Genomic DNA, 13,528 nt, shown 5'->3' with positions numbered 1-13,528 from the left:
TGTTTTCTGTTTTATCTATTTGTGCACTTTCCGCGACAGCTGTTAGCCCCCTCGCAAAACCCCACAAGATTCGCTGATATAGTGAGCAGTGAGCCTCAACGGAGTGTCGCTGATGAGCCCTTTCTCACTGCTGTGTGTCGCCGCCAACGTGCAACTGCTGGCCGAATTCGAACAGGAGTTGGCTCCGCTGCTCGGCCATTTCGCGTTGGTGGTGGTGGTCGGTCAGGGGTCGGCGGAGCTGGCCTTGGACGAGCTGGATCGCAAGGGGCAGCCACCCGCCGTAGTGGTGTGTGACAGCGAGCTGGGGGATGGGAGAGGGGCCGATTTTCTGATCCGCCTCGGCAGCCGTCACGAGGCGTGCCGCAAGATCCTGCTCGGCAGCCAGCCGGAGATGAAATCGATCATCGAGGCGGTCAACCTCGGTCGTCTCGACTACTACCTGCAACGCCCCTGGCGCGATGGCAGCCTGCGCCGGGCGGTGATCGAGCAGGCGAGCCACTTTGTATTGCAGCGTCCCGATGCGGACCTGCTGAGCTATGCCGCCGTGCTCGACAACCAGAAGCTGCTGCGAGCCCATGTCGATCGCCAGTTGGCAGCCTATCGGCAGGGCTTTATGGATTACACCCACTGCAGCGATGAAGAGCTGTCGCGGGTGGTGATCGACGGCCTCTACCAGTTTTTCGAGGGCAATGACGAGGAGCGGGTCTGCCGCCACTACAGCCCGGGCCATGTGCTGACCCGCGAGGGGGAGCCCAACAGCTTCCTCTGGTTTATCGCCAAGGGGGAGGTGGTGCTGCGCAAGCGGGACGAGCAGGGGATCGATCAGGAGGTGGTGCACTACCGTACCGGCTCGCTGGTGGGGGGCATGTCCTTCGTCACCGGCGAACCCGCCTTCACCACCGGCGTGACCCTGACCGGCGCCGAGGTGATCAAGCTCGACAAGCTGCAATTCTCCCGGGTGATGCAGGCGCGCAGCGAACTGCTCCCCTCCTTTACCAACCTGCTGCTGCGCCACTTCAACCGTCGCCTGCAAAACAGCATCCGCACCGAGATGCGGCTGCAACAGACCCTCAACTCCCTCGACGCCGCTCACGCCCAGCTGGTGGAGAGCGAAAAAATGGCGATGCTGGGTCAACTGGTGGCCGGTGTCGCCCACGAGCTGAACAACCCGGTGGCGGCCATTATCCGTGGCAGCGAGACCCTGCGGGCCGCCATCCCCGATCTGGTCAATCTCGAGCTGCCAGCTCCCATCAAGGGTTTGGGCAACCAGACCCTCTGTCAGGCGCTCTCCTCCCAGCCGGTCTCGACCAGCGAGATCCGTGACAAGACGCGGCAGGCAGAGGGGCGCTTTGGTGATCGCCAGCAGGCGCGGCTGGCGGTGCAGATGAATCTGGATGACGAGCTGAACTGGCAGCGCTGGTTTGCCAGCCGCACTGCCGACGAGCGGGAGGCGCTGCTCTCCCGGCTGGAGCTGTTCCAGCAGACCGGCAGCTTCCTGCGCAATATCGAAGTGTGTGCTCGTCGCATCGGCGATCTGGTCAAGAGCCTCAAGCAGTATGCCCGGCAGGATCGGGCCGAGCCCTCGCTGGTAGACCTGCACGAGGGGCTGGAAGATACCTTGATGATTTTCGAAAACCGCCTCAAGCATCATGAGATCTGCAAGGAGTACCAGCCGTTGCCGCTGGTGCGCTGTCATCCCATCGCCCTGCAACAGGTGTGGACCAACCTCATCGCCAACAGTCTGGATGCCATGAGCGGCTCGGGGCGACTCACCATTCGCACCGGGTTGCTGGATCCCGAGTGGGTCATGGTAGAGATCGAGGATAGCGGTTGCGGCATCGAGCCCGAGCTGTGGCAGCGGATCTTCGATCTCAACTTCACCACCAAGCGGGAGGGACATTTCGGCCTCGGTATCGGTCTGAGCGTTTCGCTGCAGATAGTTCAGCAGCACCACGGCCGGATTGAGGTGGCCTCCGAACCGGGCCGTTACACCCGGATGCGGGTCTGTCTGCCGCTGGACGGCATGGGGCAGGCCGGTTACGGGGGCGAACCTCATCACAACAAGGAGCATGCGGCCTGAGCCGTCGCCAGCATCAATCGCGCGGCGTGCCAAACCATGTCGCCAAGGAGGAGCAATGAACAAACACTATCTGATCCTGTGTGTGGACGATGAGCGGGAGGTGCTGGATGCGGTGATCCACGATCTCGCCCCGTTCCGTTCCCACTTCGAGCTGGAGGCTGCCGAGAGCGTCGATGAGGCGCGAGCGGTGGTGGAGGAGTGGGAGCGCGACGGCAACAAGCTGGCGCTGATCCTTTGTGACCACATCATGCCGGGAACCCTGGGGGTCGATTTTCTGGTGGAGCTGAACCGGCGAGCCTCCACCCGTGCCAGCCGCAAATTGCTGCTGACCGGACAAGCGGGGCTGGAGGCCACCGTCGAAGCGGTCAATCGCGGCGGGTTGCACTACTACCTTGCCAAGCCGTGGAAGCTGGAGACCCTGCAAGAGGCGGTGCGCGAACAGCTGACCGACTACCTGCTGGCGGAAGATGGCGAAAATGCCTTCCACTTTGCGCCGCTGCTCAATCAGGCGCGGCTGTTTGCCGCCATCCACGATCACCCGTTCGACGAATAGGGGCAGTTGGGCTTTCGCGGTGGCAGTTGTATACTGTCTGCATATACAGTATTGCAGGTAGCCACCGATGCGACTCTTTATCGCCGAGAAGCCCACGCTGGGCCGTGCCATTGCCGATGCCCTGCCCAAGCCCCACAAGAAGGGCGACGGTTTTATCGAAACAGCCCAGGGGGATGTGGTCACCTGGTGCATCGGCCATCTGCTGGAGCAGGCCGAGCCCGATGCCTATGACGCCGCCTTCAAGCAGTGGCGGATGGAGCATCTCCCCATCATCCCCGCCCAGTGGCAGCTGGTGGCCAAGCCCAAGACCAAAACCCAGCTCACCGTCATCAAGCGGCTGATCAAGCAGGCGGACTGCGTGGTCAACGCCGGTGACCCGGACCGGGAAGGGCAACTACTGGTGGACGAGGTGATCGACTTTCTCGGCTACCCGAAAACCAAGCCGGTGCAGCGCTGCCTCATCAGCGATCTCAACCCGCCTGCGGTGCGCCGCGCTCTCGAGAAGCTGAGGGACAACAAGGAATTCGTACCGCTGGCGGTCTCGGCGCTGGCCCGCAGTCGGGCCGACTGGCTCTACGGTATCAACATGACCCGCGCCTACACCCTGCTCGGGCGTAAGGCGGGTTGCAGCGAGCTGCTCTCGGTCGGTCGGGTGCAGACCCCGCTGCTGGGGCTGGTTGTGCGGCGGGATCTCGAGATCGAGGCCTTCGTCCCCAAACCCTTCTACGAGGTGCTGGCCCATCTGCTGACCGATAGCAACGAGCGCTTCACCGCCAAGTGGCTGCCATCGGAAGCCTGCCTGCCGTGGCAGGATGAGGAGGGGCGAGTGCTCAATCGGGCGCTGGCCGACAAGGTGGTGAGCCGGATCAACGGCCAGCCCGCTCAGGTCGAATCGGTGGAGGAGCAGGCCCGCAAGCAGGCGGCGCCGCTGCCCTACAACCTCTCCAGCCTGCAGATCGATGCCGCCAAGCGCTTCGGCATGGATGCCAAGCGAGTGCTCGACATCTGCCAGAGCCTCTACGAGCGCCACAAGCTCATCACCTACCCGCGCTCCGACAGCCGTTATCTGCCGACCGACCACTTCAAGCGGGCCGAGCAGGTGCGCGGCGCCATCGCTGCCACTGCTCCTGCGCTGGTCAAGGCGGTTGCCGAGGCAGACGGCAAGATCCGCAGCAAGGCGTGGAACGACAGCAAGGTGGATGCCCACCACGCCATCATCCCCACCGAGAAGCAGGGCAACCCCGCCACGCTGGGGGCCGACGAGGCGAAGCTCTATGGCCTGATTGCCCGCCAGTATCTGCTGCAGTTCTATCCCCCGTTCGAATACAACGACTGCAAGGTGCTGCTGCGCATCGCCGGTGGTCTGTTTCAGGCCAAGGCGCGGCGCATTCTCAAAGCGGGCTGGAAGGCGCTGCTCGGGGTGGAGGAGGATGACGACGAAGAGAAGGCGGGCACGCTACCCGCGCTGAAGGAGGGCGAACAACTGTTCTGCGAGCGGGGCGAACTGCAGGAGAAGATGACCCAGCCGCCCAAGTCGTTCACCGATGCCACCCTGCTGGCGGCCATGACCGGCATCGCCCGCTATGTGCAGGATCCCGAGATCCGCAAGACCCTGCGCGACACAGACGGCCTCGGCACAGAAGCGACCCGGGCCGGCATCATCGACCTGCTGTTCAAGCGCCGCTTTCTGGTGCGTCAGGGCAAGAGCATCAAGGCGACCCCGACCGGGCGGGCGCTGGTGCAGGCGCTGCCTGCGACGGCCACCACGCCGGATATGACGGCGCTGTGGGAGCAGAGCCTAGGCCAGATCGCCGAGCGTCACGGCAGCTACCAGCAGTTTATGGGGCCGCTCACCGAGCAGCTCAACGGCCTGATTGAAGGGGCGCGGCAGGACTCCGGCGCCAGCTTCAGCGCCCTGCCCAAGGAGGCGCCGGGTGCCGGCAAGCGGCGTTTTACCAGGCGCAAGAGTCCGGCGGCCAGCACGACTGGCGGGCCCCGACCGCGCAAGACGGCCAGTAAGCGTCAGACCAGGGCGGCATAACGAAAAAAGGCGCCCATCCTGGGCGCCAAAGGCATTGTTGTCAGGCTGCCTGAGTGGACAAGCTGGCACGGATCCTGTGCTGGTAGTGCAGAACCACACCGAGAAACACCAGATCCTTGAACAGGAAGAACTCGGTGACTGGCACGCCGTCAACCATCTTCCAGACACCTGTCAGAGTCAGCAGGAAGCTCAGCGTCGCCAGGAAGGTGACGATAGCCCCCATGCTGCACCAGTAACCGATGCGAGGTTGCCACAGACCCACGACCAGCCCGATGGCGATCACTATCTCGACCACCCCGATCAGGTTCGATACGCTCTGTTCCGACAGGGGGCCATAGAGCCAGCTCATCAAGGGGTGGCTGGCTACCAGTGGTTTGATGGCGGCTGCTTCTGTCGGGGTAAACTTGAAGACGCCGATCCAGAGCAGGGTCAATACCACTCCCGCCAGCGCGACCAGAAAGCCTTTGTCATGTTGCTGCATGGGGGCTCCTTGTTTAAGGGGTCAGAGTGACGGGCGGGAAGTCGATCTCGGTCGCCGCCAGGTGGTTGCCATAGTTGGTCAGGGTATTGACCACCACCTGGCCGAGCACCTCCAGCAGCAGCTCGTCATCTACGCCTGCGGCACGGGCGCTAGCAAGCTGCTCGTCACTGATCACCCCGCGCTGGTTGACCAGTGCCGTTGCCAGTTGCAGCAGGGCGTGATCAAGGGGAGCCGAGGCTTGGCCGAGCCGGGCCGCCCGGATCTCCTGAGCCGAGAATCCGGCCTTGCCCGCCAGTAGTGTGTGGGCAGATAAACAGTATTGGCAGGCGTTGGCTTGACCTATGGCCAGTGCCAGCAACTCCCGTTGTGGGGCAGTGAGACGCCCCTTGCCAAGCGCCTCGGCAAAGGCCAGGAAGCCATTGAGCAGGGCTGGCGAGTGGGCCAGGGTGGCGTAGAGGTTGGGCACCATACCCAGATTGCGTTGCAGGGTGGCCAGGGTCTGGGCGGCTGCGGGGTGCGGCTGGGATACGGGTTGGATACGGCTCATGATCTTCTCCTGTGGTTGTGAAGGTACGGGAGACAGTGTGCCGTCATTCGTGATACGGTTTATCACTCATCGTCTGCAAATAAATACTATTCGTCTCAAATATGGATCCGCTCTCTGCCCTGTTGGTTCATGCCTCCCCCGAAGCCAAGATCTTCTTCGCTGGCAACCTGTGCCAGAACTCCTCCAGTGATGATTATCCGAGTGGCGGACATCTTCATCTGCTGCGCAGTGGCGCCGTCATGTTGCGTGAAGAGGGGGGAGCAAGCTTGCTGCTCGAGGAGCCGACCCTGATCCTGTTCCCTCGGGGACGTCCTCACAAGCTTGAACCCAGAACGCTGGGGGGTTGTGATTTGGTGTGCGCCAATGTCGCATTCGGCAAGGGGGGCGCATCGCCGTTGCAACTGGCATTACCGGGCTCGCTGGTGCTGCCGCTACGTGAGTTGCCTGCCCTGACGCCGGTGCTGAACCAGTTGTTTGACGAGGCATTTCATCCCCGCTACGGGCAGGATCCGCTGATCTCCCGCTTGCTGGAGGTACTTTTGATCCTGCTGCTGCGTCATCTGGTCGAGCAAGGGGTGTGTCAGCAGGGGATGCTGGCAGGCATTTCCGATCCCCAGTTGGCCAAGGCGATCTCGGTGATGCATCAGCGTGGGGATGAACCCTGGACGGTGGCCACGCTGGCGCGGGAGGCCGGCATGTCGCGGGCCCGCTTTGCCGCGAGGTTTCAGGAGCGGGTTGGTCAAGCGCCGCTGGGTTATCTGACCCACTGGCGCATGGCGCTAGCGTGCCAGCAACTGCTGGCGGGGGAGCCCATGGTGCAGGTGGCGTTGGGGGCGGGGTACAGCAGCAGTGTTGCCTTTGGTCGGGCATTCGAGCGGGAGCTGGGGGTGAGCCCGGGGCGCTGGCTCAAGGCGCAGCAACAAGCCGAATAAAAAACGGGGCAGCCAGTGGCTGCCCCGTGTTCATGGCTGGTCAGCCGGTATAGACGTTCTCTTCCGGATAACGGATGCGGGTCTCGACCGGGCGGGCCAGCATAAAGGCCAGGGTCAGGGGGCCGAGACGGCCGCAGATCATCACCAGCACCAGGATCAGCTTGCCCGGCTCGCTCAGGGAGGCGGTGATGCCGGTGGAGAGGCCGACGGTGGCAAATGCCGAGATGGTCTCGAACATGATTTTGTCGAACGGCAGATCCTCGGTCACCATCAGCAGGAACATCGCCAGCATCAGCACCATGGTGCTGACGATGATGATGGCCAGCGATCGGGTCACGATCTGGGGCGACAGGGTGCGGCCAAAAGCGGTGACATGAGGTCGTTTGGTCAGAAACGCCTTGGTCGCCAGCAGCACCACGGCGAAAGTGGTGACTTTGATACCGCCACCGGTCGAGGTGGCACCGGCACCGATAAACATCAGCATCATCAGAAACAGCAGCGCCGCCGGGGTCATCAGCCCGATATCTATGGTATTGAAACCGGCGGTACGGGCACTGGCAGACTGGAAGAAGGCAGCCAGCAGCTGGCCACCGATACCGGCCTTGCCGAGGGTGCCCGGGTTGTTGTGTTCCAGCAGCCAGAACATCAGGGTACCGGCCAGCAGCAGCGCCGGGGTCATCAGCAACATCAGCTTGCTGTGCAGCTTCAGCTTGCGCCAGCGGCGGTTGCGCACCAGATCGACGATGACGGTAAAGCCGATCCCCCCCAGGATCAGCAGACCGGCGATGGTCAGGCTGATGATGGGGTCGTCCCTATAGTCGATGAGGTTGTTGGCAAAGAGCGAAAACCCGGCGTTGTTGAAGGCTGATACCGCGTGGAAGAAGCTGACATAGAGGCCGTGCACCCAACCCATCTCGGGCACCCAGCGGATCGCCATGATGCCGGTACCGATCAGTTGGGCGATAAAGGCGAACAGGACGATCCGTTTGACCAGCTGAATGATGTTGACCGAGCCTTCCTGTCCCAGCGCCTCCTTGGCCAGTACCTGTTGGCGCAGACCGACCCGCTTGCTGAAGATGGCTATCAGCAGCAGGGTCATGGTCATCTGGCCCAGACCGCCGATCTCCATCAGCATCAACAGGAAAATCTGCCCCTGCAGGGTGAAGGCGGTGCCGGTATCCACCACGCCAAGACCTGTCACGCTGATGGCCGAGGTGGCGGTAAACAGGGCGTTGACGAAGGTAACCTCGCCATTGTGGCTGGAGGGTTGCACCAGAAAGATGGTGCCAATCAGCAGAATGATCAGAAAGCTGCCGAGGATCAGCCGGGCTTCGCTCCAGCGAGAGTCCTGCTCCCGATGGAGGGCGAAGGCGTAGCTGCTGCGCCAGTTGATCATAGGGTTTCGAGCCAGTGGTCGATGGCGTGCTTGTTGCCCGCCAGGATCAGGATGTCGCCCAGTTGCAGCTCCATCTTGCCGGTCAGCACGTTGTGCAGCACGTCACCACGCTTGATGGCGAGCAGCTGGAAATCGCTCTGTTGCAGCAGATGGAAGTCGCCCAGTTCCCGGCCGTTCTGTTGCAGGCCGATCACGAACTCGGTCAGCACCATGTCGTGGCCCAGCTCCAGATAGTCGAACAGCCGGTTGTCCAGCATGCTCTGGGCGACCCGGCGGCCCATGTCCCACTCCGGGTTGATCACCTTGTCGGCGCCCACTTTCTGCAGGATCTTGGCGTGGAACTTGTCGCGCGCCTTGACCCACACCTTCTTCACGCCTGCCTCTTTCAAGACGAGGGTGGTGAGGATGCTGGTCTCCAGGTTGTCACCGATGGCAACGAAGACGATATCGAAATTGGCCAGTCCCAGCTCGGCCACGGTGGCCTCGTCGGTGGCGTCGGCCACGATGACGTGATTGCAGAGGGCGGCGATTTGCCGGGTCTTGCTCTCGTCGATATCGATGGCCAGTACTTCGGCATCTTGCCGTTGCAGCTCTTCGCACAGCGCGCTGCCAAACAGGCCCAGGCCGATGACGGCAAACTGGTTGTTCATGAGTTGTTCCTCAGCAGTTGAAGTCGCCTACTCTAAACCACTGCTATTCCCCCGAAAAGGGCTCGGGTTTTTCGTCATGGGGTAACTTGAGGTAGACTGCGCCCTTGCACCAAGCCGGGATAGACCGATGAAACTGAATGCCAACGCCTCCTTGTTGAAGCTCAACACCCTTGCCCTCGATGCGTACTGCCTCTGGCTGGCCGAGGTGGAGCAGGTTGCCGATCTGGCGACCCTGCGTGCCGATCCACAGCTCAACCAGTTGCCACGCCTCAATCTGGGCGGCGGCAGCAACATGCTCTTCACCACCGATTTTCTCGGTCTGGTGGTGCTCAACCGGCTCAAGGGAATTACCGCTGAAGATGGCGGCGATCACTGGTTGCTCCATGTGGCGGCCGGTGAAGATTGGCATCAGCTGGTGCGTCATACCTTGCAACAGGGTTGGTTCGGGCTGGAGAATCTGGCGCTCATTCCCGGTACGGTCGGTGCAGCGCCGGTGCAGAACATCGGTGCGTATGGCGTTGAGCTGGCCGACTTCTGCGCCTATGTCGAGGCGTTCAACTGGCCGAGTGGCGAGATTGAACGGATCGCGGCGGCAGAGTGCCGCTTCGGTTATCGCGACAGCATCTTCAAACACGAGTATCAGGATTCCCACCTGATCACCGCCGTCGGGCTCAAACTGCCCAAGGCGTGGCAACCGGTGCAGGGCTATGGCCCACTGGCGGCGCTCGGTGACGCGCCTTCGGCGCAGGCCATCTTCGATACCGTCTGTGCCACCCGCATGGCCAAGCTGCCGGATCCCGCCGTGCTCGGCAATGCGGGCAGCTTCTTCAAGAATCCGGTGGTGCCTGCCGCGCTGGCGGAGAATCTCAAGACGCGCTATCCGCAGATGCCCTGCTATCCGGCCGGAGAAGGGCAGGCCAAGCTGGCGGCGGGCTGGCTCATCGATCAGTGCGGTTTGAAAGGTTTCGCCATTGGCCGCGCCGCCGTCCATCAGGAGCAGGCGCTGGTGCTGGTCAATCTGGGGGGCGCCAGTGCCATGGAGCTGATCGCGCTGGCGGCCCATGTCCGCGACAGCGTGGAGCAGACGTTTGGCGTGGTGCTGGAGCATGAGGTGCGCTTTATGGGCGCGCACGGTGAAACCTGGCTCGACGAGGTGCTCTCATGACGTTGACTCCCATCAGACAGACCCTGATCACCCTGCTTAGCGACGGCCAGTTTCACTCCGGCGAACAGCTGGGTGAGCAGCTCGGCATCAGCCGGGCGGCGGTAAGCAAACACATGGCGGCGCTCAAGGAGCTGGGGCTGGATCTCTTTAGCCTGACCGGCAAGGGCTACCGGCTGGCGGTGCCGATGGCGCTCTATGATCAGGCCACCTTGCAGGCACTGGCTCCGATGGCGCCGGTGCACTGTTTTCCGGTCATTGGCTCGACCAACCAACACCTGCTGGATCGGGTCAATGAGCTGCGCTCTGGCGAGAGCTGTCTGGCCGAGTGCCAGACAGCCGGGCGCGGGCGTCGTGGCAAACCCTGGATTTCGCCGTTTGGTTGCCAGCTGATCCTCAGCATGTACTGGCGACTCGAACAAGGCATGGCGGCGGCCATGGGGTTGAGTCTGGCGGTCGGCGTGGCAGTGGTTGAAGCGCTGGAGTCCCTTGGTTATCAGGGGGTCGAGCTCAAGTGGCCGAACGACCTCTACTATCAGGGCCGCAAGCTGGCGGGCATTCTGGTAGAGATGAGCGGTAGCGCCGGGGCCAGCTGTCATCTGGTGATCGGCATCGGTCTCAATCTGGCGATGCCTGCCCGCGAAGGGGAGAAGATCGATCAGGCCTGGGCCGAGCTGCGCCACATTAATCCGGAACTGGTGGATCGCAATCAGTTGGCAGCCCGGATGATCGTCCATCTGCAGCGGGCGCTGCACACCTTTGAGCAGCAGGGGCTGGCAAGCTTTGTCGATGACTGGAACCGGCTCGATCACTTTGCCGGTCGCCCGGTGCGCCTGCTGATGGGTGATCAGGAGATCCGCGGCATCGCTCGTGGTATCGACGATCGCGGCGCCCTGCGACTGGAGACAGGCGAAGGGATCAAATTCTATCTGGGGGGCGAGCTCTCCCTGCGCCGGGGCGACTGAGGGTCAGCAAGGCCGCTCATGATGCCAAATAGAAGAGGGGGCCTGCGGGCCCCCTCTTCGTTATCCGGCAACTGCAGTCATCATTTGCGCAGTTTGATCTGCTCGATGGCGTGCTCATGGCCCTTGGTCATGATCAGGTTGGCTCGCTCACGCGTTGGCAGGATATTTTCTTGCAAATTCAGATAGTTGATATCTTGCCAGATGTTGCTGGCGATCTGGGTCGCCTCACTCTCCGCCAGCTTGGCGTAGTTATGGAAGTAGGAGTCGGGATCCGAGAAGGCGCCGCTGCGGAATTTCAGGAAGCGTTCGATATACCAGGTACGCAGCAGTTCGGTATCGGCATCCACATAGATGGAGAAGTCGACGAAGTCCGACACGAAGACCCGATGGGGCTCCTGAGGGTAGTCCATGCCGCTTTGCAGCACATTGAGCCCTTCCAGGATCAGGATGTCCGGCTGCTCCACCACCTTCTTCTCATCGGGAATGATGTCGTAGATAAGGTGGGAGTAAACCGGCGCTTCGACCTTCTCGTGACCGGCGCGGATGTTGGCGACAAACTCCACCAGATGGCGGATGTCGTAGGATTCCGGGAACCCCTTGCGGCGCATCAGGCCGCGCTCTTCCAGTACCTTGTTGGGATAGAGGAAGCCGTCGGTGGTGACCAGTTCCACCCGCGGGTGTTCCGGCCAGCGCTCCAGCAGGGCCTGCAGAATACGGGCCGTGGTGCTTTTTCCCCCCGCCACACTGCCGGCAATGCTGATGATATAGGTGCCCTTGCCACGGGACTGGCCGAGGAACTGCTCCAGCACCCGGCTGCGACGCTGTTTGGCTTTGACATAGAGATTGAGCAGGCGGGAGAGAGGCAGATATATCTCTTCCACTTCCCGCAATGACACCTTCTCGTTGATCCCGCGCAGGGTCTGCAGATCGTGTTCGGTCAGGGTCAGGGGGACCGAATCGCGCAATAACGCCCATTGTTCGCGGGTGAATTGCAGATAGGGGTTATGCTCTGTCGTCATGGTGTCATCACTGTTTCTTGGGCACGGCGACCATACACCAAGGGTGGGGGAGCGACAAGGGACGCAGCAGGATTGGCTTGTTTGCCCCCGCTTTTTTGCAAACTTCCCAGCAATAAAGCATATTTTGCCGGGTTCAATGGTTGCATCCCCCAAAACCTTACAATAAAATGCGCGACGCTTGACTGTCTGTCGTCTATTTGCCGTGCAAAAGCGATAAACACAACGGGTGCAAGCAGAATTACCGTTGTGACAATCTGGCGTCTGGAGGGGTTCCCGAGCGGCCAAAGGGATCAGACTGTAAATCTGACGGCTCTGCCTTCGAAGGTTCGAATCCTTCTCCCTCCACCATATTTCTCTGCGGTTTGAGTTCTTTGGGTTAGAGAAATGCGGGCATCGTATAATGGCTATTACCTCAGCCTTCCAAGCTGATGATGCGGGTTCGATTCCCGCTGCCCGCTCCAAGATGCTGATATGGCTCAGGCGTTAGCAGAGCCACACCCTAGGGTGAGTTCGGCAAGCGAACCAGCCATCAGTACCTCTCTCTTTCCCACCAGATTCAAATCCATCATATAAACTGTTCTGTGGTTAGCTTGCCACCGCGTACTCAGCGTTAGTTTAGAGGGACGATCATGTCTAAAGAAAAATTTGAGCGTAATAAACCGCACGTTAACGTGGGTACCATCGGCCACGTTGACCACGGTAAAACCACCCTGACTGCAGCTATCACCAACGTGCTGGCCAAGCACTTCGGTGGTAAAGCTTTCGCCTTCGACCAGATCGACAAGGCACCGGAAGAGCGTGAGCGTGGTATCACCATCAACACCTCCCACGTAGAATACGACACCGCTACCCGTCACTACGCCCACGTAGATTGCCCGGGTCACGCCGACTACGTTAAAAACATGATCACCGGTGCTGCCCAGATGGACGGCGCGATCCTGGTAGTAGCAGCGACTGACGGCCCGATGCCGCAGACTCGTGAGCACATCCTGCTGGGTCGTCAGGTTGGTATCCCGTACATGATCGTGTTCATGAACAAGTGTGACATGGTTGATGACGAAGAGCTGCTCGAACTGGTTGAGATGGAAGTTCGTGAACTGCTGACCGAGTACGACTTCCCGGGTGATGACCTGCCGGTAGTTCGTGGTTCCGCACTGAAAGCGCTGGAAGGCGACGCTCAGTGGGAAGAGAAGATCATCGAGCTGGCTGGCCACCTGGATACCTACATCCCGGAGCCGGAGCGCGCGATTGACCAGCCGTTCCTGATGCCTATCGAAGACGTATTCTCTATCGCTGGCCGTGGTACTGTAGTTACCGGTCGTGTAGAGCGCGGTATCGTTAAAGTAGGTGAGACCGTAGAAATCGTTGGTATCAAAGATACCGTTTCTACCACCTGTACCGGTGTTGAAATGTTCCGCAAACTGCTGGACGAAGGTCGTGCAGGCGAGAACATCGGCGCGCTGCTGCGTGGTGTTAAGCGTGAAGACGTAGAGCGTGGTCAGGTACTGGCCAAGCCAGGTTCTATCAAGCCGCACACCAAGTTCGAATCTGAAGTGTACGTACTGTCAAAAGAAGAAGGTGGTCGTCATACCCCGTTCTTCAAAGGCTACCGTCCGCAGTTCTACTTCCGTACTACCGACGTGACCGGTACCATCGAACTGCCGGAAGGCGTAGAGATGGTAATGCCGGGCGACAACATCAA

The 13,528-nt window shown here is 61.1% G+C and carries 12 protein-coding genes and 2 tRNA genes; 9 read left to right on the top strand and 5 right to left on the bottom strand.

The window, feature by feature from the left end:
- Positions 1-112: 112 nt before the first annotated feature.
- From AB5Y84_RS16690 to AB5Y84_RS16680, 3 genes are all read left to right on the top strand, one after another.
- Positions 113-2,080, top strand: coding sequence for an ATP-binding protein (locus AB5Y84_RS16690; protein ID WP_368177414.1), 1,968 nt, complete (start codon positions 113-115; stop codon positions 2,078-2,080).
- Between the two features lie 55 nt (positions 2,081-2,135).
- Complete coding sequence (locus AB5Y84_RS16685) at positions 2,136-2,633, top strand: response regulator (RefSeq protein ID WP_005339850.1); 498 nt, start codon at positions 2,136-2,138, stop codon at positions 2,631-2,633.
- Positions 2,634-2,700: 67 nt separating this feature from the next.
- The gene (locus tag AB5Y84_RS16680; RefSeq protein WP_368177413.1) at positions 2,701-4,674 is read left to right on the top strand and encodes a DNA topoisomerase III; all 1,974 of its coding nucleotides are present in this window, start codon (positions 2,701-2,703) and stop codon (positions 4,672-4,674) included.
- A 40-nt stretch (positions 4,675-4,714) separates the two neighbouring features.
- On the opposite strand, the gene AB5Y84_RS16675 is transcribed toward AB5Y84_RS16680, so the two are convergent.
- Together AB5Y84_RS16675 and AB5Y84_RS16670 are read right to left on the bottom strand one after the other, a co-directional pair.
- Positions 4,715-5,155, bottom strand: a complete 441-nt coding sequence (locus tag AB5Y84_RS16675) for a DUF417 family protein (protein WP_005357613.1) — start codon at positions 5,153-5,155, stop codon at positions 4,715-4,717.
- Positions 5,156-5,168: 13 nt separating this feature from the next.
- Positions 5,169-5,702, bottom strand: a complete 534-nt coding sequence (locus AB5Y84_RS16670; RefSeq protein ID WP_368177412.1) for a carboxymuconolactone decarboxylase family protein — start codon at positions 5,700-5,702, stop codon at positions 5,169-5,171.
- Between the two features lie 101 nt (positions 5,703-5,803).
- Here AB5Y84_RS16670 and AB5Y84_RS16665 point away from each other — a divergent pair, with 101 nt between their 5' ends.
- On the top strand, positions 5,804-6,634 hold the full coding sequence (locus AB5Y84_RS16665; RefSeq protein WP_368177411.1) for a cupin domain-containing protein: 831 nt from the start codon (positions 5,804-5,806) through the stop codon (positions 6,632-6,634).
- A 40-nt stretch (positions 6,635-6,674) separates the two neighbouring features.
- Here AB5Y84_RS16665 and AB5Y84_RS16660 read toward each other — a convergent pair whose 3' ends face one another.
- The gene (locus tag AB5Y84_RS16660) at positions 6,675-8,030 is read right to left on the bottom strand and encodes a TrkH family potassium uptake protein (protein ID WP_005341850.1); all 1,356 of its coding nucleotides are present in this window, start codon (positions 8,028-8,030) and stop codon (positions 6,675-6,677) included.
- Complete coding sequence (locus AB5Y84_RS16655) at positions 8,027-8,680, bottom strand: TrkA family potassium uptake protein (RefSeq protein ID WP_005339863.1); 654 nt, start codon at positions 8,678-8,680, stop codon at positions 8,027-8,029. The genes AB5Y84_RS16660 and AB5Y84_RS16655 overlap by 4 nt, the downstream gene beginning before the upstream one ends.
- Before the next feature lie 127 nt (positions 8,681-8,807).
- On the opposite strand from AB5Y84_RS16655, the gene murB reads away from it, so the two are divergent.
- Both murB and birA read left to right on the top strand, forming a co-directional pair.
- Positions 8,808-9,845 carry a UDP-N-acetylmuramate dehydrogenase gene (gene murB / locus AB5Y84_RS16650; protein WP_368177410.1) on the top strand — a complete coding sequence of 346 codons (1,038 nt, stop codon included), beginning with the start codon at positions 8,808-8,810 and terminating at the stop codon, positions 9,843-9,845.
- Positions 9,842-10,807, top strand: coding sequence for a bifunctional biotin--[acetyl-CoA-carboxylase] ligase/biotin operon repressor BirA (gene birA, locus AB5Y84_RS16645; RefSeq protein ID WP_042054815.1), 966 nt, complete (start codon positions 9,842-9,844; stop codon positions 10,805-10,807). Before murB ends, birA begins: the two co-directional genes overlap by 4 nt.
- 80 nt (positions 10,808-10,887) lie before the next feature.
- On the opposite strand, the gene coaA is transcribed toward birA, so the two are convergent.
- Positions 10,888-11,826 carry a type I pantothenate kinase gene (coaA, locus tag AB5Y84_RS16640; RefSeq protein ID WP_120416174.1) on the bottom strand — a complete coding sequence of 313 codons (939 nt, stop codon included), beginning with the start codon at positions 11,824-11,826 and terminating at the stop codon, positions 10,888-10,890.
- Between the two features lie 263 nt (positions 11,827-12,089).
- Here coaA and AB5Y84_RS16635 point away from each other — a divergent pair.
- The 3 genes from AB5Y84_RS16635 to tuf all read left to right on the top strand — a co-directional run.
- A tRNA-Tyr gene (locus AB5Y84_RS16635) sits at positions 12,090-12,174 on the top strand.
- A 38-nt stretch (positions 12,175-12,212) separates the two neighbouring features.
- Positions 12,213-12,287, top strand: a tRNA-Gly gene (locus tag AB5Y84_RS16630).
- 168 nt (positions 12,288-12,455) lie between these two features.
- Positions 12,456-13,528 (top strand): elongation factor Tu (gene tuf / locus AB5Y84_RS16625; protein ID WP_021229319.1); only part of this gene is annotated, 1,073 nt, incomplete at its 3' end.

The organism is Aeromonas sp. s11, from assembly GCF_040907945.1.
Classification (GTDB): Bacteria; Pseudomonadota; Gammaproteobacteria; order Enterobacterales; family Aeromonadaceae; genus Aeromonas; species Aeromonas veronii.
The sequence above is the reverse complement of the archived record's forward strand: the minus strand, read 5'-3'. Positions and strand labels throughout refer to the sequence as shown.

What these genes read in the sequence shown, in the direction of transcription:
- AB5Y84_RS16690 (WP_368177414.1), top strand. Translation starts at nt 113, where the DNA reads ATGAGCCCTTTCTCACTGCTGTGTGTCGCCGCCAACGTGCAACTGCTG.
- AB5Y84_RS16685 (WP_005339850.1), top strand. Translation starts at nt 2,136, where the DNA reads ATGAACAAACACTATCTGATCCTGTGTGTGGACGATGAGCGGGAGGTG.
- AB5Y84_RS16680 (WP_368177413.1), top strand. Translation starts at nt 2,701, where the DNA reads ATGCGACTCTTTATCGCCGAGAAGCCCACGCTGGGCCGTGCCATTGCC.
- AB5Y84_RS16675 (WP_005357613.1), bottom strand. Translation starts at nt 5,155, where the DNA reads ATGCAGCAACATGACAAAGGCTTTCTGGTCGCGCTGGCGGGAGTGGTA.
- AB5Y84_RS16670 (WP_368177412.1), bottom strand. Translation starts at nt 5,702, where the DNA reads ATGAGCCGTATCCAACCCGTATCCCAGCCGCACCCCGCAGCCGCCCAG.
- AB5Y84_RS16665 (WP_368177411.1), top strand. Translation starts at nt 5,804, where the DNA reads ATGGATCCGCTCTCTGCCCTGTTGGTTCATGCCTCCCCCGAAGCCAAG.
- AB5Y84_RS16660 (WP_005341850.1), bottom strand. Translation starts at nt 8,030, where the DNA reads ATGATCAACTGGCGCAGCAGCTACGCCTTCGCCCTCCATCGGGAGCAG.
- AB5Y84_RS16655 (WP_005339863.1), bottom strand. Translation starts at nt 8,680, where the DNA reads ATGAACAACCAGTTTGCCGTCATCGGCCTGGGCCTGTTTGGCAGCGCG.
- murB (WP_368177410.1), top strand. Translation starts at nt 8,808, where the DNA reads ATGAAACTGAATGCCAACGCCTCCTTGTTGAAGCTCAACACCCTTGCC.
- birA (WP_042054815.1), top strand. Translation starts at nt 9,842, where the DNA reads ATGACGTTGACTCCCATCAGACAGACCCTGATCACCCTGCTTAGCGAC.
- coaA (WP_120416174.1), bottom strand. Translation starts at nt 11,826, where the DNA reads ATGACGACAGAGCATAACCCCTATCTGCAATTCACCCGCGAACAATGG.